Genomic DNA, 24,497 nt, shown 5'->3' on the forward strand with positions numbered 1-24,497 from the left:
CGGGTTGCAAACAAGGCTACGCCATTTGATTAACAGTGAAAAAGAGTTCACATTTAAAAAAGTGTATCAGGATTTCGAAAAGCGTTTGGGAAAACGACTTTTATGATAAACTGATATAAAACGAGAGGGGAGTGTAAGTGATGAATATTAGCGCTGTTAGCAAAGCAACAGAAGTTTCTGCGGATACCATTCGTTATTATGAACGAATTGGGCTAATTCCACCAGTTAAGCGCAATAACAGTGGGGTTAGAGTTTTCACTGAGGAGGATGTTAAGTGGCTTACCTTTAGCCGTCAAATGCGGCGTGCCGGTATGTCAATTGAAGCGTTAATTGAGTATTTAACACTATTTCGTGAAGGACAAGAGACCGTTCCTGCTAGAATTGACTTATTGAAAGAGCAAGAACAAGTTCTTCAAGAGAAGGTAGAGTTGATGCAGGAAGCCTTGGAACGCTTGCGGTTTAAAATTGACAATTACGGAAGTCATATGATCCCCCGTGAACAGTCATTAAAGGATTTCGATTGATTGATAAATAGACTCTGACTCAAGACTGAGGCGGAGTTTTTTTGAAGGCTAGTTGATGTTGATGCCATGATGAAATAAAAGATGATAGTTTCTGAAAATAATGCTTACGAAAATTTATGAGCTGTGCTACGATAATCTCTGGATCAAAAAATGAAATGGAGTGGATGTAATGCCGACAAACAAAAAAGAAGGAATTTTTTTTACGCTAGTCATGTGTAGTATGATGGTGTTGGGAATGACGATTTACAATATTGCGTTGGTGGAAGGGGTGACGTTAGGCTTGGTGAAATCAGTAACCTTAGGCTTTTTCCCTGGTTTTTTGGTGGCGTTAATCGTCGATGTTGTTTTTGTGGCACCAGTGGCCAAAAAACTGGCGTTTAAATTGCCAATCAATCAGGCGCACCCCTTGCAAGTTGTCTTAGCCGTTTCCGGTTGCATGGTTTGTGGAATGGTCATTTTTATGTCAGTTTTTGGGTTAGTGACAGAAGGCCATTTTTCTGGCAATATCTTGCTAAATTATTTAATCGTCGTTCGCAATAATTTTCTGATGGCTCTACCTCTACAGTGGTTAATTGTTGGTCCTGTTGCCAGAAAACTATTAAGTCAGTATCAAAATCGTCAATTGGAAACAGCGTAAAAAAGACTCTAAATTCGCCAGACGCGCAGATTTAGAGCCTTTTTTTAATAGATTAAAGTAAAATTAGTAGTTTCACTGGCTTGAATAATCGGGTGCTGTTGTAAGTACTCAGCGATCAATTCCGTCATGTCAACGGTGACTTCGCGAATGATTTTATCAGCGCCAAACATGGCATAATCACCACCACCAACCGCTCGATATTGGTTGACCACGACTTCTAAGCGTTGTTGATCTTCGATCGGTTGTCCGTGGTAGTTAAAGCGGGTAATTCGTTGACCTTTTGGCTGACCAACATCAATCGTATAGTCAATTCCTGCGTAGAGGTCATAATTATAGTGTTCCACTTTAGGTGAGAGGAAGGCGGGGCTGACAATTAGCTCGCCATCTTTGACTTCAAAATAAGTGGCAGTTCGTTCAAGGGCTTGGCGCAATTCCGCGCCAGTCACTTCTAAGACAGCTAAGGTATTTGGGTAAATGTAGTTAGTTACCACATCTCGCATGCTGATCGTTGTGTTAAAGCCTGTCCCGCTATTATTAAAGAGGGCAGTGCCGGAAATATCCGTCCCAGTTGCCGCCATTTGCACTTGGTGAATAAATTCAATATAGGGATGTCCCTGTGTTCTAACCGCCATCGGGTCATCAATCTGCATATTGCCTGCGACTTGACCAATCTGTTGATCCAACCAGTCTTCAACTTCCTCTAGCAATGGTAGGAAAGCTTGATGCATGGCGGGCTCCTCTTCACCAGTCACCGGGATTAATGTCGCTTGTCGCGTGGTGATTTGCTTGGTTTTCTGGTCGAAGCCCAGTCGAACCGAACCGATAAAGCGGCCTTTGTCACCTGGTTGAGTCAGCGCCAAGTGTTCCTTAGTCAGGGCGATTTCTCGGTGCTGGTGACCTGTTAATAAGACATCGATTCCGACGACTTCGTGTAAGAGCTGATAGCCTTCATTTTCACCTGTTAAACGCTCAGTTGGTTCGCCAGTCTCCAAATCCCGCTCAAAGCCACCGTGATAGCTGACAACGACAATGTCGGCTAGTGTTCTTAGTTGGGGAACGTAGTCTTTAGCCGTCTCCAAGGCGGATTTAAAGGTCAGTCCCTTAATGGTTGAAGGTTGTTCCCAATTGGGAATATAGGGAGTCGTTAAGCCCAATAAGGCAATTTTGACGCCAGCTTTTTCTAGGATAACGTAAGGGTGACCAGTCAGTGATTGGCCATCTTCTTTTAATATATTGGCACAAACAATCGGGTAGTTGAGTTTGGCGATGGTCTGTTCCAAATACTCTCGGCCATAGTTAAATTCATGGTTGCCTAAAACGCCAGCATCAAATCCCATGGCGTTCATCATGTCGGCCATTAAAAGGCCGTCTCTTTTGGCCACATAATAACTCAAAGGAGAACCTTGGAGGAAATCGCCATTGTCAATTTTAAATAGGGGACCGCTGGCCTCCGCTTCTAATTGATTAAATAATTGTTTGACTTTTGTCCCACCAAAGGCTAAAGATTGATTCCGCTGTCGAAAATCAGTGGGATAAAGATAGCCGTGGAGATCGCTAGTTGATAAAAATTGAATGTCCATTGTCATCTGCCTTTCTAATGAGCTAACCATTTACTAATTTACTTCGCAATTTGTTGGAAATGACTTCTACGATTAATATTAACACAATTAACCCGATTAAAATCGCCCCAACTTGATTCCAGCGATAAGAGTTCATGGCGAAGATTAAAGGTGACCCGATGCCACCAGCTCCGACGAGGCCTAAAATAGTGGCGTCTCGCAAGTTCATGTCAAAACGATAAATCGTAATGGAAACAAAATTGGCGATTAGTTGGGGAATAATCCCAAAGCGGATTTTTTCAAAGGTGTTACAACCCATAGCAGTCATGGCTTCAAGGATGCCCGTGTCGATGTCTTCGATGATGTCCACATAGAGTTTTGACACCATGCCAATGGAAGTTAGGGACATGGTCATAACACCAGCAAACGCACCTGGACCGGTCACACGAACAAACATTAAACCATAGACTAAGGCAGGAACCGTCCGAATGACGATCACCAAAAAACGAGTGATCAAGTACACAGGTTTAGGGACCACACTTGGTGCCATTAAAAAGGCAACGGGAATCGACAAAATCGCCCCGAAAACTGTTCCTAAAAAAGCGATACAGATGGTTTCAAATAGTAAATAGGGAACGCCTTGGTTGGAAAAGTTTAACAATAAATCCAGATCTGGATGTAAGATTCCTTGGATAATGGTTAAGGCGATTTTCCACCCACCGTCGTCAACGGCATTAAATTGAATAGCCGACAAGGACCAGATAAACGAGCCGCCAAGGATCAGGGCTAGTAGACTGTATTGCCACTTTTTCGAAGGTTCTTTTAGAAGTTGAGTGTTAATTGCTTGATTCATGAGTGGCCTCCTTTTACTGTAATTTCTTGCGACAATATTCACTGATCATTTCAATGATTGCCACAGTGATAACTAAGACAACAAGAATCATGCCGACGTTATTATACTCTCGCCAGCCTAAGCGTTCGTTTAAGATGATTCCTAAACCACCGGCCCCGACATAACCGAGAATGGAGGCATAACGTAAATTACCTTCAAAGTTAAAGAGAGAGGTAGACAGGTAAGTCGGCAGTATTTCTGGAATTACCGCGTAACGAAAGGCTTGCAAACGGGTTAACCCCATGGATTCCAAAGCTTCAAAGGTGGCCATGTCCAAGGATTCGATTTGTTCATAAGTCAGTTTGCCAACATAAGCCACCGTAAAAATAAAGATGGCCAAAGTTCCTGCCATGGTGCCTAATCCAAAAACAAAGGTGGCGATTAAGGCCGTGACTATGGTCGGCAAGGTTCTTAGAATGCTTAAAATTAGTTTAAAGAAACCTGTGACCAGTTTGTTTTTGATGATATTGTCAGAGGCGAATAAAGCCAGAGGGACGGCCACGAGAGCGCCTACTAGTGAGCCCAGTAAGGACATTTTAATCGTATCAAACAAGGGTTGCCAAACCCGAGGTAGAAAGTCAAAATTAGGTGGGAACATCTCTTTTAAAATGGCAAAAAACTGATGACTGCGGGTCAGTAAAGTGGTAAAGCTAAACTTGGTGACGTTCATCGCCAAAAGGGTAAACAGTAAGACTAACAAGACGATCAAAGGGGTAAAGGACGGCTTTTGGACCACTTCTTTGCCGTTTGGTAGCTGAATGGTTTTACCGTGAAATAATTTTTTCATCTAATACCTTATCCTTTCTCATGTTTTTGGTAAATCTTGTCAAGCACCTCTTGCGTCACCTTGGAGGCTAAGCCGTCATAGACGATTTTACCTTTACAAATGCCAATTACGCGGTCAGCATATTCCAAGGCCAGGTCAACATGGTGAATGTTAATCAAAACAGACATATTTAAATTTTCATTGATTCGTTTAAAGTCATCCATGACAATTTTGGCGGTCACAGGATCCAGTGAAGCGACTGGTTCATCGGCCAAGATGATTTCCGGATGTCTCGCCAGTGTTCTTGCTAAGGCAACCCGTTGTTGTTGACCACCAGACAGTTGGTCCACTCGGGTGAATGCTTTGTCCAGAATGCCGACATTGTCTAAAGCTTCTAAGGCGACAATCTTGGCGTCTTTGGGGAAAATACCGAGTAAACGGCGCCACCAAGAAAGGTCTGGAACAGATGAGATCATGACATTTTTTAAGACGGTGGAGCGGGTGACTAAGTTAAAGGATTGGAAAATCATGCCGATCTTTTTGCGGAAATCACGAATCTCCTTGCCTTTTAAAGCGTTGACGTTGGTCCCGTTGACCGTTAAAGTGCCTTCATCGATGTCATGCATGCGGTTAATACAGCGAATTAACGTCGACTTGCCAGCACCAGACAGGCCGATGATCGCAACGAATTCTCCTTGCTCGATTTCCAAGTTGATATCTTGCAAGGCGACAAACCCATTAGGGTATTTCTTTTGAACATTTTCAAATTTGATCATTATTGTCTCCTGCTTTCCTAAAAATAAGAGGCCGGACAATGTCCAAAGCCTCTTGTTTCACCTATAAATGAGGGATGCTCATTATTTAGCTAAGTCTTTAATTAAGTCTTGCGCTTTGCGTTCGCTGTCGTAATCTTTAGACGTTGCTTCTTTGTATCCTTCATGGCTGTAGATGCTGATAACGTCTTTGCCTTCTTCGCTTTCACCAATGTTGATGAAGGCTTTTTGCAAAGCCGTTTTTAGTTGGTCATCCATTTTGTCAGAGTTTTTGCTGACAGAAATGGTGTCATTGAAAATAGCAGGGGTTACGCCAATCACATCTGTTTCATCCCAAATATCTTTGTCACGCTTGTATTCAGTTTTCCAAGTATCTTCGTAATCACGACGACCATCGGCATAAGTCAATAAGACGTCCACTTGCCCAGCAGCTAAACGGGCAAAGGCACTGCCGTATGAATCAGATTGGACGATATTTTTTAGTTCAGAGAGGTTTTTGTTATAATTTTCTTGCATCCATAGGCTTGGGTAGATGTAGCCAGCAGGAGAAGATGATGACATCACGCTCCAAGAGGCACCGTTTAAGTCATCCCAGCTTAATTTTTCGCCAGCGTTAACTTTTTTAGCTAATTCTTGTCCTTTAGAAGAAGGCCCGGCGATCATTAAGGCACGATAAGATTCTGCTTGTTTGTCAGTTGGTGCTGTCGGTTTATTGTCATTCCATTCTTTTGGATCCTCTGAATCGATGGATAAGCCAGCACGAGTAGCGGTTAAGATGACATCCGCGCCATCATCGTATAAAACGTAAGTACCTCCTGGAATAAAGCCAACATCTAATGTGCCGGCTGCCAGTGATTCACCAACGGCTTCAAAGTTTGTTCCAACAGTAATATCAACATTTTTAATGTCGTAGCCCTGATTTTTCATCTCTTTGATGATTAACTCTTTCATCGGCTCAGTAGCGGAAACAATTTCTTCTGGATCACGAGATGGGACAAACCCAACAGTTAATGTGTCGATGGCCACATTGCCATTTTCTGAAGTGGCATCTTCTTTGTCTTTGCTACCGCAAGCTGTTAATGCGGCAACTAACCCCAATAAAACAACAGATTTAAAAACTTTTTTAAACACTGACATTTCCTCCTTGAAACTTACCTTTTTTTATTACATTTAGAGTATATCATCTGAGTATTAAAATTTCATGGTAAAACGTTTATTTACCAATTGTTTTCTTCTTTTTTACACAGAGTTTACATGGTTTGAAACAGCTGTTATTTTTAAGGCGTCTTTTTTGGTGGACAGTTATCACAAGTGTGTTTAATTAATTCGCTTTGGCAAAAGATCGGCAAAGTTGTCAAGAATTTGGTAAACTATAGACATTCCTCAAAATAATCGGAGTGGTCTTGGCGTGGGTTCGCCAGTGTTTTGGCTGAAGGCGGATCCAAGCGGAACGATCGAGGAAAAGGAGGGCTTTGGAATGAAAACGGTGGTCATGTGGTTTCGCAAAGATTTACGTTTAGAAGACAATACGGCCTTGCTAAGGGCTTTGACAGAATTAAAGGACGACGAACAATTATTATGTCTGTTTCAGCTAAATCCGAAACAATTTAAAACAGGAACCAAGAATCACGATTATTTTTTCTCTGCTTTGGCCCATTTTGAACAAGTTGTGAAAGCTCAAGGACTGCCCCTCCATTTTATGGCTGGAGAGCCCTTGGCATCTTTTCAAGCGTTAAAGAAAGCCTATCCTGATTGGCGAAAAGTCTATCTGAATGGTGATGCTCGTGGTCAGGGGCAAGTCAGAGATGAAGCGATGGCGAGTTATTTTCGTTCCGCTGGAATTGAATTTGTAGTAACGCAGGATAGCCATCTTCATGGCGAAAACAGCGTCTTGAAAAAAGATGGCTCTTATTATAAAGTATTCACCCCTTATTACCTTCAGTGGCGTCAGCTACCAAAAAGACCAGCAGTAAAATTAGTTGAATTTTCAGCTAAGGTGGTGGCGGAACCTGATAAATTTAGAGCTGGACAAACGGCTTTTCAGGCTGTGATAGCAGAGATCGTTCATCAGTTTGAGCATGTCGGCGAACAGCAGGCAGAAGCTCGCTTGAACGAGTTTGTCATGGAAGAGATGAGCCGTTATGATAAGCGACGTGATATCCCTGCAATTAAGGGGACGAGCCGTTTGTCATCCTATTTGCGGACGGGAGAACTTTCCATTCGCAAAGTCTGGCAAGTAGCAGCGGCTATGCCGGAGAGTGACGGTCAGCAGACTTTTTTAAAGGAGTTGGCTTGGCGTGATTTTTATCACATGATTTACAGTCAAAATCCGCAACAAAAGACTGAAGAATTAAAAGAGCACTATCGCCAGTTACCATGGCGTCAGGACCCTCAGCTTTTTCAAAGATGGGCTGAGGGGCAAACTGGTTTTCCGATCATTGATGCTGCCATGCAGCAACTCAACCAGACCGGTTGGATGCACAATCGCTTGCGGATGTTAGTGGCCTCTTTTTTGACAAAGGATCTGTTGGTGGATTGGCGCTTAGGGGAAGCTTATTTTGCGGAACAGTTGATCGACTATGATCCAGCTAGCAATATCGGGGGCTGGCAGTGGGCAGCGTCTACAGGGACGGATGCTGTGCCTTATTTTAGGATTTTTAATCCCACCTCTCAAAGTGAGAAGTTCGATCCAGAAGGCCAGTTTATTCGTCGCTATTTGCCAGTCTTAAAAGAGGTGCCAAGGGCCTGGATACACGCGCCACATTTAATGCCTCAAGAGGTTCAGGAAAAGGTGGGGGTAGTGATTGGCAAGGATTATCCGGTGCCAATGGTCGATCATCAGGAAGCGCGGAAATTAGTCCTAGCATTTTTTAAACAATAAAAAGCATCGTTGTTAAGGAGCGTAAAATGACACTAAAAAAAGCGATTGAGTTGCGAGAAGCAGGACAGGCATTAGACTCTTGTGAGTTGTTAAAGCGTTTAGTGGAAAAGCAACCCGATTCTGCAGAATTAAATTATCACTGTGCCTGGAGCCATGATGTAGCGGGATTGGAGCAGGAGGCGGTGCCGTTTTATGAGCAGGCGATCGCCTTGGGGCAGTTAAGTGAAGAGGCGTTACAAGGGGCTTATTTAGGTCTAGGTAGCACCTATCGAACGATCGGTGCTTATGAGCAGTCACAGGTACTTTTACAGGAAGCGAAGGGGGTATTTCCAAAGAGCACCGTCTACGATGTTTTTTTGGGGATGACACTTTATAATTTGGATCAGCATCAGGAGGCCATGAGTCTTTTATTAAAGGTCATTAGCCAAAGTCAAGACCCTGACATTGCCATGTACCAGAAGGCTATTGCCTACTACGCTGACCACTTAGACGAAAGGTGGTAAGAAGATGAAACAAACGATTATCGAAGAAATAAAACGAATTGAAGCGGCGGAAGAGGTGACGATCTGGTACGCTGTCGAATCGGGCAGTCGTGCTTGGGGCTTTCCTTCCCAAGACAGTGATTACGATGTCCGCTTTATTTATACGAGAAAGCCAGAGTGGTATTTGTCGGTTCAGGAACGGCGGGATGTGATTGAATATCCGATTGATGACTTGCTGGATGTTAGCGGGTGGGATTTGAAGAAAGCCTTGATGTTATTGAGAAAAAGCAACCCCAGTTTGATTGAATGGTTGCTTTCACCTATCGTCTATCAAAAAAAGGGCAAGCTGGCGGAAGAGCTGTTGGCAATGGTGAGAGAACATATCTCCTTAAGGGGACTAATCTATCATTATTTGCATATGGCACGAGGTAATTATCGTGATTATTTGCGACAAGATCACGTGAAAATTAAAAAATACTTTTATGTTTTACGCCCGATTTTTGCTTGTATGTATATCGAGACCTATGGCACTGAGCCGCCAATTTTATTTTCGGAGCTTCTGGCTCAACCGAATATCCCTGTTGAAGTGGTCAATGAAGTGAATTCACTTTTAAATCGTAAATTGGCAGGCGATGAGCTGGATTGGGAGCCCCGATCTGACATTCTAAATGCCTTTATTACCAGCCAAATTGCCTATTTTGAAGAGGCGGTATCGGCTGTTGATTGTGGGAAACCAGTCGGTTATGATAAGCTAAATGACTTGTTTAGGCGCTACGTCAACCAGTCTGCAACAAATTAGCCTAACAATTAGCTGGGGTGGGGAAGGTCAGTTAGTAAAGGTAGCCGTCCCAGCTGCCAACCTTTTGGCTTATTCATTTCTATAAACACTAAAAAAGAGTCCGATTCAAGAGAATCGAACTCTTTTTTTATGCTAGCAGTGAGGCCTCACTAGTCACTAATTTTTCCAGAACATTGGCATAAATGGTCATGCCGTTGTACAAATCACTTAACTCAACATACTCATTGGCTTGGTGAGCCGTGCTATTGGTAGACTGAGAGCTCTTAGTGCCAAAGGCAATCGCATTTGGTAGTGTCCGAGCTAAGGTAGCGCCAGTTGTCACTCCAGGAGCGGTAAAATCCTTGGTTAAATCCTGATAAGTAGTCAGGACTGTTTGGAGGAAGGGCGTATCCAAGGGGACTAAAGCGCCATCCCATTGATCGTATTCTTCAAAGCGCAAGCCGTAAGCGTGACTGACTGTTTCTATTTTTTGACACATTTCAGCGTAGTCAGCAACTAATGGGTAACGAATGTCCAACCAAAGCTGACTGCTGTCTTCATTAATTTCTAATTTCCCTAAATTGAAAGCAACTTTACCAGAAATGTCGTCCTCTAATTCGCCAAGGAGCGCCTTTCCGTGGGGGTCAAGGCCGATTTCCTGAGCGATAAATTGCAGTAGCGGGTGTTGAGTGTAGTGGTTAAGAGCGACGGCTAATTGACTGACGGCATTGTTCCCTAGATGATTAACACTGGCGTGAACAGCGGTCCCCGTTACAGTTAAGGCGTCACTTCCTGTTTGCGTGACGTCTTGGTTGTTGGCGGTCAGTTGAGCGAGTATCTCAGTTAGTTGAGGCCCTTGATAGTGAGCTTTGCTTGGGACAATATTAAAGGCATCGCCACCTTTAAGGTTAAAATCAGCAGCCCCAGGTCCATGGAGCTTGATATTGACTAGGCCTTTTTCGCCATAAGTAAAAGGAAAATGACCATCGGGTACCAGGGTAGCAGTTGGAATTTCTTCTTGTTGGCGGTAAGCTTTTAAGCAACGGAACATGCTTTCCTCATCGGTACTAAAGATATAGCGCACGCGCTTTTTAAAGGGAACACCTGAATCAATCACTGCTTTTAAGCCGTGGAGGGAAGCGGCTGTTGGCCCCTTGTCATCGCCAGAACCCCGGCCGTACAATTTGTCAGCGATCACTGTTCCCGTAAAAGGATCGGTTTGCCACAGGCTGTGATCCCCCTCTGGTACCACGTCTAGATGGCCGATGATGCCGATTAATTCTTCTCCTTGTCCATAATCGGCATAGCCGTAATAGCCAGCTGGGTCAAGATAGGTGGTAAATCCCAAAGACTGGCAGTAGTCTAAGGCGTATTCTAAGCATGCTTGAATATCTTTGCCGAAAGGCATGGCTCCTTCGGCTGGTTGGCAGACAGAGGGAAAAGCGATCAAAGCCTTTGCTGTTTCGAGACACGCTGCTTTTTGTTGAGTGGTTAAGGTAATCATCTGTTACTCCTTTTCAATGGTGACGTATTTGTAGTTAACTGAGCCAACGGGATAGGTCACTAATCCGTTGACTTTGGGACTGATTAGGGACGCATTTGATTTTTGATAAAGCGGAATGATTCCGACATCTTCCATTAAAATCTTTTCGGCTGCGATCATCCCTTCGTAACGTTTTTGCGGGTCATTGTTCCAATCTGTCTGGACTTGTTCCATCAGTTTATCGTAAGTTAAATTGCTGAAACTGCCACTGTTAAAACTAGAATCTGTCGTGAATAAATCAAGAAAGGCGGTCGCATCTAATTTATCGGCGCCCCAACCGGAAAGGAGTAAATCAAATTTACCTGCATCTCCTAATTCAACCCGCATCTTTTTGGGTACCCGTTTAAGGGTTAGCTTAATGCCAGTCAAATTATCTTCAATTTCGGCTTGTAAGGCTTCCGCTACTTTTTTCGTCGTATCGTCATCGTCCATGACCAATTCAAGTTCTAAGGTGTCGATCTGTAATTCTTTTTTAGCTGTTTGCCAAAGGTCAGTGGCCTTTTTGACATCGTACGTCAGATAAGCTCCCGCATCTTCACGGAAATCCAGTCCAGTTTTTGGGTTTTCCATTAGTTGCGTTGTCACAAGACCGTGGATGGCTTTGGAGCCATCTTGAATGATGTTGTCTGCTACTTGTTCACTATTGATGACGAGGGCTAAAGCTTCTCTTAAATGCTGGTTCTGTAAAGCTGGGTTGTTGGCGTGATCCAATTCGATATAAGTGGAACGGGCCGCTAATGTTGAAACAAAATCTGGACTTTCAGCGTTTTGCTTGGCAAATTCGCCTGTCAAATTGATTTTATCTAATTCTTGATTTTGATATAAATTAAAGCCAGTGTGGATTTCTTTGATAACTTGATTGGTAATCAAATCCAGTTGAACATTATCGGCGTCCCAATAATCTTGATTTTTTTGGTATGTCCACTGGGAGCTAGTGCCATCCCAGTCGGTTAAGATAAAGGGGCCATTGTAAAGCAAGGTGTCGCTGTTAGTGGCAAAATCATCCCCTTGTTCTGTGGCAAAGTCTTCTTTCACTGGAAAAAAAGTGGTCCCGGTGATTAAGGAGCTAAAATAAGGCGTCGGTGTTTCTAAAGTGACCTCCAAGGTTGTATCGTCTAGGGCTTTAACGCCTAGGCTGTTAGGGTCGCCACCTGCGAGATTGATTTTTTCCCCATTTTTTAAGAAATACATTAAATTGGCATAATTGGAGCCAGTGGCTGGATCAGCCACTCTTTGCCAAGCGTAGACAAAATCGTTGGCAGTTACGAGACTGCCATCTGACCATTTAACATGATCTTTTAGTGTAAAGGTATAAGTGAGACCATCTGGGCTAATGTCAGCTTCTTTTTCGGCCATGGCAGGAATTGGTTTACCACTTGGGTCTAACCGATAGAGACCTTCCATCACCTGATTGATGACTTCATTACTGACGGTATCTTGAGAAAGGGCAGGGTCCACCGTTGAGACTTCAGCGTCTAAACTAACGCCAAATTCGCGTGCTGAGGCGACCTCTTGTTTGTTAGTTGGTTGGGCAGAGTTGCCACATGCTCCTAATAATAAAACGGCAGATAACGCAATTATAATAGTGCTAGTCTTTTTCATGTCGGTGAGCTCCTTTTTTTATTTTTAAGTTGAAACTAACTATACATTAATATGAATAAAAATGCAATACTTTTAGGGTGAATGACTATATTTAGTGATTATCAGGGTTTAGTCGAACTGTTTATTTTCTTTTTATACAGAAAATATGTATAAAAAAGGATGACGATCAGTATAATGGGGAAATAATAGGGGGCTGTTCATTGAACGAACGAGTGTGTAGTTATGAAACAAATCAGAAACGGTTGGTTGTACTTGGTTGGAGGCTGACGGCTCGCTCTTGCCCGTCACGTGATCTTAGTGGAGAGTTGGGAATTGTCCCAGGTTTTGGGAAAGGTTGTTAAATGGAGATACTGGACCTAAAGCCTGTGATTGACTTGTTATTCCCGTTGATAGACGTTATATTAAAAACACGGTAACCGTTTACAAAAAAGAAGATGGAGGTTGGAAAATTAATGATGCAAAAACTACAGCGCTTTGGTGGCGCCATGTTTACCCCAGTATTACTTTTTGCTTTTGCTGGAATTATTTTATCATTGTCAATTATGATGCAAAATACGTTGATTGTTGGCAGCATTGCCGCTGATGGCACCCTATGGAAGGATATTTGGTCGATTGTTGAAAGTGGGGCTTGGACGGTTTTTAACCAAATCGAACTGCTTTTTGTGATTGGTTTGCCTTTGGGATTAGCTAAGATGACCAGCGGGCGAGCGGCTTTAGAATCTCTGGTGACTTATTTAACTTTTAACTATTTTGTGAATAGCATGTTGACTTTACGTGGGTCTTTTTTTCATGTTGATTTTAGTCAAGAAGTCGGTGGCGACAGTGGTCTAAAGATGATTGCCGGGATAAAAACCCTAGATACTAACCTGATCGGGGCAATTTTAATTGCTGCGATCGTCGTCTTTCTTCACAATCGTTATTTTGAAAAAAAATTGCCTGATTTTCTAGGGATTTTTCAAGGGTCCTCAATGGTCGTCATGCTGGCATTTTTCGTCATGCTTCCTCTGGCCTTTGTTACTTGCCTAGTCTGGCCGGTGATTCAATCGGGAATTAGTTCCTTACAAGTCTTTATGAAATCATCAGGAATTGTCGGGGTTTGGTTATATGTGTTCCTTGAACGGATATTGATTCCAACAGGTCTTCATCATTTCATTTATCAGCCCTTTATCTATGGGCCAGCAGTGGTTGAAGGTGGCATTACGGCCTATTGGTTACAGCACATGAATGAATTTGCAACAAGTACTGTCCCGATCAAAACCTTATTCCCCGAAGGTGGTTTTGGTCTGCACAATGCCTCTAAAATTTTTGCACCAATTGGCATTGCCGCGGCCTTCTACAGCACGGCCAAACCAGAAAAACGCAAGATGACTTTGGCTTTGTTGATACCGACGGTCTTAACTGCGATTCTAGCGGGAATTACGGAACCTTTTGAGTTTACCTTTTTGTTTATTGCTCCGCCTTTATTCTTAGTTCACGCTCTTTTAGCAGGGACTCTTGGGGCAACCCTTTATGCTTTTGGGGTAGTGGGAGACATTGGGAGTGGGATTATTACCATGGCCACTCAATATATCGTGCCGATGTCGATTAATCACGTCGGCACCGTTATCTTGTTGTTTGTGATCGGCTTAGCCTTTAGTGGCATTTATTTCCTGGTTTTCCGTTTCTTGATTTTGAAGATGGATTTTAAAACACCTGGTCGTGAAGACACAGAGGAAGTTAAGATGTACACGAAGAAAGATTATCGCAGTCGTCAAGCAGGGGATCAGACAGCGGCCTCTCCTTACGATGAAGCGGCGGCTATGTATATTGAAGCCTTAGGGGGCAGTGATAATATTCAAGATGTTAATAATTGTGCTACTCGCTTGCGGGTGACCGTCGTGGATGACAGCCTCGTGGAAGATGATGGGGCGTTTAAACAAGTGGGCGCCCATGGTGTTGTGAGAAAAGGCAATGCCCTCCAAGTTATTGTCGGTTTAGATGTTCCTCAGGTGAGAGCATCTGTGGATCGTTTATTAAATATTAAGGAATAGAAAGAGGAATGAACATGACATTAAAAGAACAATCGATTTTAGTTGCAGGTGGCGGCAGTACTTTTACGCCAGGGATTATCATGATGCTATTGGACAATTTGGATAAGTTTCCCATTCGTCAGATTAAATTTTACGACAATGATGAGGCACGTCAAAAACAAATTGCTGATGCTTGTGAGATACTATTAAAGGAAAAGGCCCCTCAGATCACTTTTTTGGCTACCTGTGATCCAGAAACAGCCTTTACGGACATTGATTTTGTGATGGCTCATATCCGTGTTGGGAAATATGCCATGCGGGAAAAAGATGAAAAGATCCCCTTAAAATATGGAGTCATTGGTCAGGAGACCTGTGGACCTGGCGGTATTGCGTACGGGATGCGCTCAATTGGCGGCGTTTTGCAACTGGTGGACTACATGGAACAGTATTCTCCAGAAGCCTGGATGTTAAATTATTCTAACCCGGCGGCAATTGTGGCAGAAGCCACTCGTAAATTACGTCCAACTAGTCGAATTATTAACATTTGTGACATGCCGGTGGGAATTGAACATCGGATGGCTGAAGTGTTGGGAATGAAACGGAAGGACATGTCTGTTCGCTATTACGGATTGAATCACTTTGGCTGGTGGACGGATATTCGCGATCAAGAGGGCCGTGATTTAATGCCAAAAATTAAAGAACATGTGGCACAACATGGCTATGTCACACCTCAGGAGTTAAAAGGGAGTGAAGGTGAGGAGGTTGAGGCTAGCTGGATGCACACCTATGAAAAAGCTCGAGAAGTTTATGAGTTGGATCCAACGACCTTGCCCAACACCTATTTGAAATATTATCTCTATTCTCAAGATGAGGCGGCAGCGGCTAATCCAGATTATACCCGTGCGAATGAGGTAATGGATCATCGCGAAAAAATGGTCTTTAGTGAATGCAATCGAGTGACTGCTTTGGGGACGGCTAAAGGGGTGACGTTAGAAGCGGATGATCATGCTTCCTATATTGTTGACTTAGCTCGGGCGATTGCTTATAACACGAAGGAACGAATGTTGTTAATCGTTCCAAATAATGGGGCCTTGGTTAATTTTGACCCAACGGCGATGGTTGAAATTCCGTGTATTGTCGGATCAAATGGCCCTGAGCCCTTGGTTCAAGGAGCGATTCCTCGTTACCAAAAAGGCTTGATGGAACAACAAGTTGCGGTCGAAAAATTAGTGGTCGAGGCATGGGAGGAAGGCTCTTATCAGAAGTTGTGGCAAGCATTGACTGTCAGTAAAATCGTGCCAAATGCCAGGGTGGCAAAACAAATTTTGGATGATTTAGTGGCGGTTAACCAGGCGTATTGGCCAGAACTAAGCTAAACTTTTAGAAAATTATGTTATGATGAAAGTGCGTTAACAAAACGCACTTTCAATCTAACGAGGAGTTGTTTTCTAGTGAATTTAGAAGCGCTGATTAATACCCATTATGCCAAATTGAATGAAACTGATTTGCAGATTTTGGAATATGTTTTGAAAAATAAAGAAACCAGTGGTCATTTAACGATTGTCCAACTTGCTAAAGAAACCTTAACCTCTAAATCGACTATTTCTCGCTTGGCTCAAAAATTAGGATTTTCGGGCTTTACCGAATTTAAATATCGCTTGCAGGATACAAACGTCAAAGAAGTTGAGCAGGCGTTACCTTTGATGGTTGATTTAGAATTAACCAATCATCAACTAACGGATATTCAGGCGACTCACAAATTGTTTAGTCAGATGTACAATGAGGCCAGTATTCAAGCCATCTTTGAGGCCAAGCGGATTTTCTGTTTTGGAACGGGGTGGGGGCAGCGAAATGTTATCAGTGATTTTATTCGCAATATGCAGTCCATTGGGGTTTTCCCCATAGAAGTGAAATCAACGTTTGAGTTTCGGAAAACGATTAAACAGGACGTAACAAGTGATGATGTGATTATCGTCGTTTCATTAAGTGGTGACATCACGCGAATTGAATCAGAATTAACTTATGCCTTGGTCACAGGGGTTAAGACGATTTCCATCACAGAATTATCAAATAACTATCTTTCGGCATTGTCAACCTTTAACTTATATTTTCAAGCTTCAAGGCAGGTTGTTCAAGGCAAGGAATTTATCAGCTTTGTGACGATGAACTTGGTAATGGATTCCTTTTTTCGGAAAATTATTCAGTATCAACCGTAAGCTATCATCACGCTCTCAACAACTAACTTATACTTGGAGGAAAAACGATGGTTCAATTGGTTCGCTCATTTAATTATTTTATTTATTTAAAAATAATGTTACTGGTGATTCCCAGTCTCTACTTGATCTACGCACTATTAAGCGCTGCTAAGGCTAATCTGTCAATGATGACGTATATTGTGACTCAGCCAGTGGCTACGATAATGTTGTTGGTTTCCTGTTTATCCCTCTTTTGGTTTTTGTTGTATCAACGACATTATGATCAAAGGGGCCAAGGCAAAGACTTGCGGAAAAGTCTGTTCTTTTATCTAGTGGCCTCAGCCATAGTAGGAAATCTGGTGGGTGCTGGGTTAGCGGGGCTGGCGATTCGCCAAATGCCTAAGCCGCTTGAAAAAACCGGCATCAAAGAATTTTGGTTTGAAGGAATCTTACTGCTGATCACCTTATTTTGTAGCTTTGCTTTAATTCGAATGAGTTTAAGTGTATTGTAAGCCGAAGAAACCACTTGTTTCTTGGCTTTTTTTGGCTTTCAACCAGTAGTTGATTGTATCGACCAAAAAGAGCTGTTATGATTTAGATAGCTTAAAGAAAGACAGGGAGGAGTGACAGTGACATCGTATATTAGTCAAAATCTTAAAGTTTTGCGCAAGAACATGGGGTTAACTCAGCTGGAGATGGCAGGTGCCTTGTACGTCACTCCTCAAGCTGTTTCAAAGTGGGAACGTGGGGAGTCATTGCCAGATATTTCCTTGGTCCCCCAATTGGCTCAGCTGTTCGACGTGTCAATCTCGACTTTATGGGAAGAGTCGCTAACAGAAACGCCTAATAGTTCTCTTCAATTGCTGAACGAGCTGCCTCATTCTTTTGTGAGCGATCAGCTGATTAAGAACGTGTTATCAGAATTAGACGCCGTTACTGACATTAAAGAGATCGTGATTCGTTTCGATTTTTTTCTGTTGTTAACGGAGACTCAAAAAGAGAAAATTGTTTCAGCAGTTTTGGGGATTCCTGGTTCTGATCATTTAGTTGAGGAGTTCTACTATTATTTATCGAGTAAACAAAAAGAACTAGTTGTCGTGGAATTATTGAGGACTGAGCGCTATTTGGCGTTGGAACTATTGATTCCGATGATGACAAAAACAGTTAGAACAAAAGCCTTGGAGTTAACGTTAGCTAATCACTACTTCGATTTTTTGGAAGAATTATTGCCGTTTTTGAACCAGAGCCAGAAACAACTGATTATTGATTGTGCTCAGCAGGGGGGCATAGGATTCAGTCAATTGGAAAATTTTGTGACGTTTTTTACTGAAAGTCAGCGTCATCAATTAGTCTTATTAGAGGAGGATTTAGATGGATGCAAATGAACAGAAGTTAAAAGTCCTGAGTATGTTGCAAGAAGGAACGATCACTCAGAGTGAGGCATTGGAGCTATTGGAATTGATCGGAGCTGAGTTAAACGCCCAACAGGTGAAGCAACCAAAGCCAACTGAACCAGTTGAAGCTGATGAGCGGCGTCCCCGCCGTGAACGTGAGCCGATTAAGTTATCGATACCGGAGTCGCCGATTGATTTTATGGGAGGAAGCCATCAGGTTTTTTCAGCCACTGCCGATGTCGATGCTGATGTAATTAGGATGCTTAAATTAGTAGGGAAAAATAGCAAGATTTCGCTGCGAACTCATCAACAGGGGACCATTCAAATTGAAGGACGTTATAAACCTATTCGTAATGGTGATCCGAAAATTCGCTTTGAAGAGCAGAATGGTAGTTATGCCTTGAACTACAATTCCCATGCCGTTAGTTACATGGGGTTGGATGTGAGTGTACCAGAAAATTTGATCAAACGGCTGCATGTGGAAAACAGTAATGCTGAAATTTCATTGACGGGTGTGGCGTCAACAGAGCTGAATGTGACAACTAAAAATGCTCGACTGAGGCTTCAGGGCATTCAAAGTGATGTGATTGTGGCTTCTACAAAGAATGGTAACATTGACGTGAACGAAGTTGCGGCGACTAAAATTGAGTTAGGTACGACTAATGCTGAAATTGATGTTAGAAATGTCAAAGCCAATTATGCTGAGTTATTTACCACCAATGCCTCGGTAATGTCGGACTGCAATCAAATTATAACCACGAAAGTCCGAACGAAAAATGCTAATATTTGGTTAGATATAACGAATCTAGCGATTCAGCTCGAGGATTGTCAATACGTTATTGATGGTCAAACCACTAATGGAAACATCGACGTATTATTGCCTTACAAGGAGGAGCTGCCTTATAAAATCAATGCCAATACTAAACGAGGAAGAATCCGCACAAAAGGCAGCGAGCTTTTAGTGATTGCCAGTGATAAAGGTTATTTAGATGGTAAGACAGTTGATTACAAGTTATCAGGAACGAAATTGGATTTAGCCTTACAGACGACTAATGCTGATATTAATGTCAATAAGTAAAGCGGTCCTGGAGAAATGGCAACAGGGTGGACTTAAATCCATCCTGTTTTTACCATTCTCAGTCAATTCCATGAAAAATGGTGACAGCAAAGTTGCCAAAAAAGGGGAGCTCAATTACGGCAATAGATCTGATCTTAGGGGCTGGTTTAGCGATAGTGGACAACTTTAATGGCTCTTTTTTGTTGTTAACGGACTAGACAGTGATGAGGAACAATGATACCCTTAGGTAAAACGTTTTCAATGACGTGAGATGGAATGAAAGGAAGTGTGAGGATGGAACAAACGTTGGTTATGATTAAACCAGATGGTGTGGAGCGAAAATTAGTGGGTGAGATTATTCAGCGGTTTGAACGAAAGCAGCTAAAGCTTAGTCAATTAAAAGTGGGGAGGATGCCTCGTGAGTTGGCAGAAGCACACTACGCTCATGTAAAGGGGCGCGATTTTTTTGAGGATATGATCGACTACATGACGTCTTCAGATGTTGTGTATTTAGTATTAAGTGGCACTGACGTGATTAAGACGGTTCGCAAGATGATCGGGGTGACCAATCCACTAGAAGCCGAGCCTGGAACGATTCGTGGCGACTATGGTGCCACCAGCTATCAAAATATTGTTCATGCTTCAGACTCGCCAAAGGCGGCCGAGCTTGAAATTCAGCGCTTCTTTGGTTAGAAGAACTTTGCTCTTTTTATCAATTTAGAAAAGCTGAACGAGGCGCTGCCGTTGCCGTTATTGCTTTACTTCGTTGCCTTGTGAAGTGGGATCCAAACTACGATAGAGAGAAGGTTTTTTATTTTTCTATAAACTCAGAAAAGCTTTTCGCCTTTATCAGCGAGAAGCTTTTTGGGTTTGATGCAAGAGGTGACGAAGGTTTCCTTCGCTTAATCTCTCTCTTGTTGGCGATATTGACTAGGACTTAAGCCCGTATGTTGTTTAAAGACACGACTAAAGTAATGTTGACTAGGGTAACCGATCTTTTCCCCAATTTCTTGTACAGAGTAGTGAAATTCTTGCTGCAACAGTTCTTTGGCTTTAGCGATTCTTAAAGTGACTAAATAATCATTAAAGGACTTACCTAAATGTTGTTTCATTTGTTTGCTCAAATAAGAGGGATCAACAAAAAGAGCAGTGGCTACCATTGACAATGACAGATACTTTTTGGCATGATGGTGAGTCAAATAATCAGCAGCCCGATTGCAGAGTTCGTTAGTGGAGTATTTTTTCTTAGTCTTTCCCGAAGCGTTAACTAGCTCATAAGTAAGTCGGTCTACTAAGTCTTTCATGTCTGATTGTGCCACGGGTTTTAAAAGATAATCAAAGACCCCGAGATGTATGGCTTGACGGGCATATGAGAAATCATCATAACCACTGATCATGACAATTAAGGTTTCTGGACAACGCTTTTTAATAGCCGCTACTAAATCGAGGCCGTTCATGTCAGGTAAGTTAATATCGGCAAAAACTGCTGTGATTCTGTCCTGTTTGTCAATAAGGGCCAAAGCTTCATGGGCGGTTTCAGCTTGTAAAACATCGGCAAAGTGATTCTCGACGTGTGTGACCATTCTGGCTAGCCCTCTTCTAATGATCGGTTCGTCATCAATGATTATTAATGTCATAAGTAGGTTCCTTTCAGTTTGTATTCCAGAGGTAGTTCGATCGTGACTATAAAATGCTCATTTTGGATTGCAGCCATGATGGTGGCTTTTTCTTGGTAGGTTAACCGCAATCGATAAGCGATGCTGTAAATACCGAAGCCAACTGTTTTTCGATGAGTTAAATCACTTGCTAAAAAGTCTTGTATGGCTTTTAACTTTTCAATTGAGGGCATGAGGCCTGTGTTGCTAATTCTTAGTCGGATATTTTTTTCGTCTCTGTTTACTTTAATTATTAATTGTTGACCTTTAGTCGAAAGAGGGCGAATGCCGTGATAAAGGGCATTCTCAACTAAAGGCTGCAATAAAAAATGGGGAACGATAGCATTAAGTAATCCTTCATCTAGATCGTATGAATAAGCAATTTGTTTTTCATAACGTATCTCTTGAATAGTCAGGTAGCTAGACACATGTTGCAATTCTTTTTCAAGTGTTGTCATTTCCGAGCCATTATTTAAGCCGACTCTAAAGTAATCGCTAAGGGATTGAATGACGTTTTCCACTCCTTGGCGATCGCCTTCAGCTGATAACCATTGAATAGTGTCCAGTGTGTTATATAAAAAATGTGGTTTAACTTGTTCTTGTAGCAGTCTAATTTGTCCTTTGATATTTTCTTGCTGTGTCGCGTATACTTGATCGAGCATCTTATTGAACTGCCGCCCTAATTGGCCAATTTCATCTGCTGATGTAATGGTAGCTCGCACTAGTTGATTGCCAGCTTGGACGGCAGTCATGGTTTGGTTGAGGTTTTCAATGGGTTTGACGAAAGCTCTTAAGAGAAATAAGAGCAAGATAATAAATACCAAGAATAAGATAGCAGCCAGACCAATGGTGATGCTACGAATTCGCAAGCCTGTTTGCAATAATTCTCGTTGACTGACTGTGTAGGTTATTTTCCATTCAGGTAGGAGTTCAATATGACCATTAAACGTTATCCATTTTTCAATGGGTTTTTCTGAAGTCAGTTTGGATTGGGAGTTGGCCGGTTGATTAACCAGCTCACCAACACCATCGTAAATGGTGAGTTCTTCTGCCATTTGTTCCATCTTGTCAACATTAATTGCGGCGGCGATATATTGAATGTCTTCACTTGTTGGGACAGGCAGGCGGTACAGAACGATCACAATGTCGTGAGTTCCTTCTTTAGAATGCAAGGCGTTGCTGACTGTATAGGGAAAATCACTGGCAATCAGCCGCTGATAGTAAAGCCTGTCTTGAATTGAAAAACTGGGAGCTATCCAAGATTTGGACACTCCTTTAGAGTTCACCAAACGAATTGATTCGTAGATGTTTTGTTGACGTTCCTCAACAGCTTTAGTTTCTGTAAACAAATCAGCTGTTGTCAGGTTGTGCCGACTGGAAAATTCTGCGAGAGTCGCGATTTCACTAATTCGCTCGCTGAACCAATCGTTAATTTGTTTGCTTTTACTGGAAACCAGTTGTTGGGTAGCCTGCTTGTTTAAAGGTAATGCCGTTAGAGTTATTTCCCGATTAATGGCAAAAAACAAGCCGATAAAAAGCAGTAAAAAAAGCAGACTGGTACTAAGGAGTAATTTTCTTTTAAGTGAAGTCATAGTGACGGATCCTTTTATGATTTTTTCTTGCGTGATAGATAGACTGAAAAGTGCACATTGAGACGGTTTTGTCTAAAGACGGACGGTTCATCTTCTCCTATAATCTGAAGTAGTCGTTGATCTGTTAACATGATCACTAGTGAGCATGTTAGAACATCAATAGTATAACATTAATTGGTCTGGCTTTCTCAATTAATTTTGATGATTAAGGGAATCTAATAATAAGTTTTAGAACTTGTTCATTTAGAGCATCTTACCAGAGTGAATGATGTGAAAGTTATCAAGGAGGAAAAATAATGAAAAAAATTTATCGTTTAGGGCTATTGTTAGGGCTGCTAGTATTGGCGGGGTGTCAAGCTAATGACGCCATTGGAAGTGGAACGTTTGAAGGAACAGGCGATGGTAAGCACGGTGATATTAAAGTAGAAGTGACAGTTAAGGACAAGCAGATTGATGGGATTAAAGTCGTTAAACACTCTGAAAATGAAGTCTTGGCCGAACCTGTTTATGATGAGTTACAAGAGACCATTGTAGAAACAAATTCTCCAGAAGTCGATGTAGTAACTGGATCAACGGCAACTAGTGACGGATATATTGCGGCCGTAAAAGATGCCATTAAGAAATCTGGTATAACTCTTGTGGCATCATCGAAAAAGAACAAAAAAGAGCCAAAAGAAGAAGCTGAACAGAGCTATGACGTGGTAGTAGTAGGATCAGGTGGTGCTGGTTTCAGTGCAGCGATTGAAGCTAAAGAGGCCGGGAAATCAGTGATATTAATCGAAAAAATGCCTGCTGTTGGTGGCAATACATTGATTTCTGGTGCGGAAATGAACGTGCCGAATAATTGGGTTCAGAAAAAATTAGGGATTAAAGGTGATTCGCCAGAAATTATGGCGGCAGACACGCTTAAAGGTGGGGACAATGTTGGGGATCCCGAGATGGTGAAAGTGATGACTGACAAGGCCTTAGAAGCAGCCGAATGGTTAAGAGATGACATTAAAGTAAGTTTTATCGAAGATCAATTGTTTCAATTCGGTGGGCATTCTTATAAACGGGCGCTGATTCCAGAAGGACATACTGGTGCAGAGGTCATTAAAAAATTCCGTAAAAAAGCCGAAGAGTTGAAAATTCCAATTAAACTAAACACAACAGCCACGGACTTAATCCAAGACAAAGAGGGAAAAGTAACAGGGATTAAAGCGACTAACAGAGAGGATCAGTCGATTTCTTATATGGCCAAGGATGGTGTCGTGTTAACCACAGGTGGTTTTGGCTCTAATGTTGAGATGCGTAAAAAGTATAACTCTAAAATGGACGAAAGTTATATGTCGACTGTCACAGAAGGTTCAACGGGCGATGGGATCGTGATGGCTGAAAAAATCGGTGCGGGTTTAACGAATATGGAAAGTATTCAAACTTATCCAGTTTGTAATATTGAAACTGGCGTAATCTCACTGCTTGCAGATACTCGCTTTGATGGTGCAATTTTAATCAATCAAGAGGGGCTGCGTTTTGTGGAAGAATTGGAGCGACGAGATGTGATCTCAAATGCTATTTTAAAACAGACGGGTGGGTATACTTATCAGCTGTGGAACGACGATATTAACGATATTTCGAAAACGATGGAAGCACATGAAGGCGAGTATGATGAGTTGGTAAAACAAAAGCTGATCGTCAAAGCAGATACTTTAGAAGAAGCTGCCGACTTTTTTGATATCGATGTTAAGCAGTTGAAAGCAACTGTAGAAAAAGTGAACCAGTATGCCAAAGACGGTGAAGACAAGGAGTTTAATCATCGAGGTGGCTTGGTATCACTGGAAAAAGGACCTTACTACATTGAAAAAGCCGCACCTTCTGTTCATCATACAATGGGTGGGTTGATAATCAATGAAAAGACCGAAGTTTTAAAAGAAGATGGTACAGTGATTTCCGGTCTTTATGCAGCAGGTGAATTAACAGGTGTGATTCATGGTAGCAATCGTTTAGGCGGTAATGCCATTACAGATATTATCGTATTTGGTCGAATTGCTGGTCAAGAAGTTGGTGGAAAATAGCGATTTATAGCGAATACATCATTTAGTCCCCTTGTAGTTGTTAAGTTGTCACTCATGAGTGATGATTTAACAACTATTTTTAACTTATGTTACAATGAGGTAGA

The 24,497-nt window shown here is 42.2% G+C and carries 23 protein-coding genes; 14 read left to right on the plus strand and 9 right to left on the minus strand.

Annotation, left to right across the window (positions count from 1 at the left end; genetic code table 11):
- Window positions 1-140: 140 nt before the first annotated feature.
- Both I6N95_RS01790 and I6N95_RS01795 read left to right on the plus strand, forming a co-directional pair.
- Window positions 141-524 (plus strand): MerR family transcriptional regulator, encoded by a 384-nt coding sequence (locus I6N95_RS01790; RefSeq protein ID WP_209524621.1) that lies wholly within the window; start codon window positions 141-143, stop codon window positions 522-524.
- Between the two features lie 169 nt (window positions 525-693).
- Window positions 694-1,161, plus strand: a complete 468-nt coding sequence (locus I6N95_RS01795) for a DUF2798 domain-containing protein (protein WP_209524622.1) — start codon at window positions 694-696, stop codon at window positions 1,159-1,161.
- A gap of 44 nt (window positions 1,162-1,205) precedes the next feature.
- On the opposite strand, the gene I6N95_RS01800 is transcribed toward I6N95_RS01795, so the two are convergent.
- From I6N95_RS01800 to I6N95_RS01820, 5 genes are all read right to left on the minus strand, one after another.
- Window positions 1,206-2,741 (minus strand): bifunctional metallophosphatase/5'-nucleotidase, encoded by a 1,536-nt coding sequence (locus tag I6N95_RS01800; RefSeq protein ID WP_209524807.1) that lies wholly within the window; start codon window positions 2,739-2,741, stop codon window positions 1,206-1,208.
- Between the two features lie 22 nt (window positions 2,742-2,763).
- Window positions 2,764-3,573 (minus strand): phosphonate ABC transporter, permease protein PhnE, encoded by an 810-nt coding sequence (gene phnE / locus I6N95_RS01805; protein ID WP_209524623.1) that lies wholly within the window; start codon window positions 3,571-3,573, stop codon window positions 2,764-2,766.
- 13 nt (window positions 3,574-3,586) lie between these two features.
- Window positions 3,587-4,399, minus strand: a complete 813-nt coding sequence (phnE, locus tag I6N95_RS01810; RefSeq protein WP_209524624.1) for a phosphonate ABC transporter, permease protein PhnE — start codon at window positions 4,397-4,399, stop codon at window positions 3,587-3,589.
- A gap of 8 nt (window positions 4,400-4,407) precedes the next feature.
- Window positions 4,408-5,154, minus strand: a complete 747-nt coding sequence (phnC, locus tag I6N95_RS01815) for a phosphonate ABC transporter ATP-binding protein (protein WP_209524625.1) — start codon at window positions 5,152-5,154, stop codon at window positions 4,408-4,410.
- Window positions 5,155-5,235: 81 nt separating this feature from the next.
- Complete coding sequence (locus tag I6N95_RS01820; protein WP_209524626.1) at window positions 5,236-6,288, minus strand: phosphate/phosphite/phosphonate ABC transporter substrate-binding protein; 1,053 nt, start codon at window positions 6,286-6,288, stop codon at window positions 5,236-5,238.
- 340 nt (window positions 6,289-6,628) lie between these two features.
- Between I6N95_RS01820 and I6N95_RS01825 the strand changes: the two genes are divergently transcribed.
- From I6N95_RS01825 to I6N95_RS01835, 3 genes are read left to right on the plus strand one after another with little or no spacing between them, the layout of a single operon-like run.
- Window positions 6,629-8,032 carry a cryptochrome/photolyase family protein gene (locus I6N95_RS01825; RefSeq protein ID WP_209524627.1) on the plus strand — a complete coding sequence of 468 codons (1,404 nt, stop codon included), beginning with the start codon at window positions 6,629-6,631 and terminating at the stop codon, window positions 8,030-8,032.
- Between the two features lie 26 nt (window positions 8,033-8,058).
- Window positions 8,059-8,535 carry a tetratricopeptide repeat protein gene (locus I6N95_RS01830; RefSeq protein ID WP_209524628.1) on the plus strand — a complete coding sequence of 159 codons (477 nt, stop codon included), beginning with the start codon at window positions 8,059-8,061 and terminating at the stop codon, window positions 8,533-8,535.
- A 4-nt stretch (window positions 8,536-8,539) separates the two neighbouring features.
- Window positions 8,540-9,313: a nucleotidyltransferase domain-containing protein gene (locus tag I6N95_RS01835; protein ID WP_209524629.1), complete on the plus strand. Its 774-nt coding sequence runs from the start codon at window positions 8,540-8,542 to the stop codon at window positions 9,311-9,313.
- A 127-nt stretch (window positions 9,314-9,440) separates the two neighbouring features.
- Here the strand turns inward: I6N95_RS01835 and I6N95_RS01840 are convergent, their stop codons facing one another.
- Together I6N95_RS01840 and I6N95_RS01845 are read right to left on the minus strand one after the other, a co-directional pair.
- The gene (locus I6N95_RS01840; RefSeq protein ID WP_209524630.1) at window positions 9,441-10,796 is read right to left on the minus strand and encodes a Sapep family Mn(2+)-dependent dipeptidase; all 1,356 of its coding nucleotides are present in this window, start codon (window positions 10,794-10,796) and stop codon (window positions 9,441-9,443) included.
- A gap of 3 nt (window positions 10,797-10,799) precedes the next feature.
- Window positions 10,800-12,437, minus strand: a complete 1,638-nt coding sequence (locus tag I6N95_RS01845; protein ID WP_209524631.1) for a peptide ABC transporter substrate-binding protein — start codon at window positions 12,435-12,437, stop codon at window positions 10,800-10,802.
- Window positions 12,438-12,637: 200 nt separating this feature from the next.
- Between I6N95_RS01845 and I6N95_RS01850 the strand changes: the two genes are divergently transcribed.
- The 8 genes from I6N95_RS01850 to ndk all read left to right on the plus strand — a co-directional run bounded on the left by I6N95_RS01850 (window position 12,638) and on the right by ndk (window position 19,785).
- Window positions 12,638-12,778 carry a hypothetical protein gene (locus I6N95_RS01850; RefSeq protein ID WP_209524632.1) on the plus strand — a complete coding sequence of 47 codons (141 nt, stop codon included), beginning with the start codon at window positions 12,638-12,640 and terminating at the stop codon, window positions 12,776-12,778.
- A gap of 111 nt (window positions 12,779-12,889) precedes the next feature.
- Window positions 12,890-14,467 (plus strand): alpha-glucoside-specific PTS transporter subunit IIBC, encoded by a 1,578-nt coding sequence (locus I6N95_RS01855; RefSeq protein ID WP_209524633.1) that lies wholly within the window; start codon window positions 12,890-12,892, stop codon window positions 14,465-14,467.
- 14 nt (window positions 14,468-14,481) lie between these two features.
- Window positions 14,482-15,822 carry a 6-phospho-alpha-glucosidase gene (locus I6N95_RS01860; RefSeq protein ID WP_209524634.1) on the plus strand — a complete coding sequence of 447 codons (1,341 nt, stop codon included), beginning with the start codon at window positions 14,482-14,484 and terminating at the stop codon, window positions 15,820-15,822.
- Between the two features lie 75 nt (window positions 15,823-15,897).
- Complete coding sequence (locus I6N95_RS01865) at window positions 15,898-16,662, plus strand: MurR/RpiR family transcriptional regulator (protein WP_209524635.1); 765 nt, start codon at window positions 15,898-15,900, stop codon at window positions 16,660-16,662.
- A gap of 47 nt (window positions 16,663-16,709) precedes the next feature.
- On the plus strand, window positions 16,710-17,153 hold the full coding sequence (locus I6N95_RS01870) for a hypothetical protein (protein ID WP_209524636.1): 444 nt from the start codon (window positions 16,710-16,712) through the stop codon (window positions 17,151-17,153).
- A 117-nt stretch (window positions 17,154-17,270) separates the two neighbouring features.
- Window positions 17,271-18,026 (plus strand): helix-turn-helix transcriptional regulator, encoded by a 756-nt coding sequence (locus tag I6N95_RS01875; RefSeq protein WP_347340524.1) that lies wholly within the window; start codon window positions 17,271-17,273, stop codon window positions 18,024-18,026.
- Window positions 18,013-19,113 (plus strand): DUF4097 family beta strand repeat-containing protein, encoded by a 1,101-nt coding sequence (locus I6N95_RS01880; RefSeq protein WP_209524637.1) that lies wholly within the window; start codon window positions 18,013-18,015, stop codon window positions 19,111-19,113. The genes I6N95_RS01875 and I6N95_RS01880 overlap by 14 nt, the downstream gene beginning before the upstream one ends.
- Before the next feature lie 273 nt (window positions 19,114-19,386).
- On the plus strand, window positions 19,387-19,785 hold the full coding sequence (gene ndk, locus I6N95_RS01885) for a nucleoside-diphosphate kinase (protein ID WP_209524638.1): 399 nt from the start codon (window positions 19,387-19,389) through the stop codon (window positions 19,783-19,785).
- A gap of 209 nt (window positions 19,786-19,994) precedes the next feature.
- Here the strand turns inward: ndk and I6N95_RS01890 are convergent, their stop codons facing one another.
- Window positions 19,995-20,729 carry a response regulator transcription factor gene (locus tag I6N95_RS01890; RefSeq protein ID WP_209524639.1) on the minus strand — a complete coding sequence of 245 codons (735 nt, stop codon included), beginning with the start codon at window positions 20,727-20,729 and terminating at the stop codon, window positions 19,995-19,997.
- Complete coding sequence (locus I6N95_RS01895; protein WP_209524640.1) at window positions 20,726-22,339, minus strand: sensor histidine kinase; 1,614 nt, start codon at window positions 22,337-22,339, stop codon at window positions 20,726-20,728. The genes I6N95_RS01890 and I6N95_RS01895 overlap by 4 nt, the downstream gene beginning before the upstream one ends.
- A gap of 296 nt (window positions 22,340-22,635) precedes the next feature.
- On the opposite strand from I6N95_RS01895, the gene I6N95_RS01900 reads away from it, so the two are divergent.
- Entirely contained in the window at window positions 22,636-24,393 is a 1,758-nt protein-coding gene (locus tag I6N95_RS01900; RefSeq protein ID WP_209524641.1) for a flavocytochrome c, read from the plus strand.
- Window positions 24,394-24,497: the final 104 nt, after the last annotated feature.

It is taken from the genome of Vagococcus allomyrinae (genome assembly GCF_017829975.1).
Taxonomy (GTDB): Bacteria; Bacillota; Bacilli; order Lactobacillales; family Vagococcaceae; genus Vagococcus_D; species Vagococcus_D allomyrinae.

What these genes read in the sequence shown, in the direction of transcription:
- I6N95_RS01790 (WP_209524621.1), top strand. Translation starts at nt 141, where the DNA reads ATGAATATTAGCGCTGTTAGCAAAGCAACAGAAGTTTCTGCGGATACC.
- I6N95_RS01795 (WP_209524622.1), top strand. Translation starts at nt 694, where the DNA reads ATGCCGACAAACAAAAAAGAAGGAATTTTTTTTACGCTAGTCATGTGT.
- I6N95_RS01800 (WP_209524807.1), bottom strand. Translation starts at nt 2,741, where the DNA reads ATGGACATTCAATTTTTATCAACTAGCGATCTCCACGGCTATCTTTAT.
- phnE (WP_209524623.1), bottom strand. Translation starts at nt 3,573, where the DNA reads ATGAATCAAGCAATTAACACTCAACTTCTAAAAGAACCTTCGAAAAAG.
- phnE (WP_209524624.1), bottom strand. Translation starts at nt 4,399, where the DNA reads ATGAAAAAATTATTTCACGGTAAAACCATTCAGCTACCAAACGGCAAA.
- phnC (WP_209524625.1), bottom strand. Translation starts at nt 5,154, where the DNA reads ATGATCAAATTTGAAAATGTTCAAAAGAAATACCCTAATGGGTTTGTC.
- I6N95_RS01820 (WP_209524626.1), bottom strand. Translation starts at nt 6,288, where the DNA reads ATGTCAGTGTTTAAAAAAGTTTTTAAATCTGTTGTTTTATTGGGGTTA.
- I6N95_RS01825 (WP_209524627.1), top strand. Translation starts at nt 6,629, where the DNA reads ATGAAAACGGTGGTCATGTGGTTTCGCAAAGATTTACGTTTAGAAGAC.
- I6N95_RS01830 (WP_209524628.1), top strand. Translation starts at nt 8,059, where the DNA reads ATGACACTAAAAAAAGCGATTGAGTTGCGAGAAGCAGGACAGGCATTA.
- I6N95_RS01835 (WP_209524629.1), top strand. Translation starts at nt 8,540, where the DNA reads ATGAAACAAACGATTATCGAAGAAATAAAACGAATTGAAGCGGCGGAA.
- I6N95_RS01840 (WP_209524630.1), bottom strand. Translation starts at nt 10,796, where the DNA reads ATGATTACCTTAACCACTCAACAAAAAGCAGCGTGTCTCGAAACAGCA.
- I6N95_RS01845 (WP_209524631.1), bottom strand. Translation starts at nt 12,437, where the DNA reads ATGAAAAAGACTAGCACTATTATAATTGCGTTATCTGCCGTTTTATTA.
- I6N95_RS01855 (WP_209524633.1), top strand. Translation starts at nt 12,890, where the DNA reads ATGATGCAAAAACTACAGCGCTTTGGTGGCGCCATGTTTACCCCAGTA.
- I6N95_RS01860 (WP_209524634.1), top strand. Translation starts at nt 14,482, where the DNA reads ATGACATTAAAAGAACAATCGATTTTAGTTGCAGGTGGCGGCAGTACT.
- I6N95_RS01870 (WP_209524636.1), top strand. Translation starts at nt 16,710, where the DNA reads ATGGTTCAATTGGTTCGCTCATTTAATTATTTTATTTATTTAAAAATA.
- I6N95_RS01880 (WP_209524637.1), top strand. Translation starts at nt 18,013, where the DNA reads ATGGATGCAAATGAACAGAAGTTAAAAGTCCTGAGTATGTTGCAAGAA.
- ndk (WP_209524638.1), top strand. Translation starts at nt 19,387, where the DNA reads ATGGAACAAACGTTGGTTATGATTAAACCAGATGGTGTGGAGCGAAAA.
- I6N95_RS01890 (WP_209524639.1), bottom strand. Translation starts at nt 20,729, where the DNA reads ATGACATTAATAATCATTGATGACGAACCGATCATTAGAAGAGGGCTA.
- I6N95_RS01895 (WP_209524640.1), bottom strand. Translation starts at nt 22,339, where the DNA reads ATGACTTCACTTAAAAGAAAATTACTCCTTAGTACCAGTCTGCTTTTT.
- I6N95_RS01900 (WP_209524641.1), top strand. Translation starts at nt 22,636, where the DNA reads ATGAAAAAAATTTATCGTTTAGGGCTATTGTTAGGGCTGCTAGTATTG.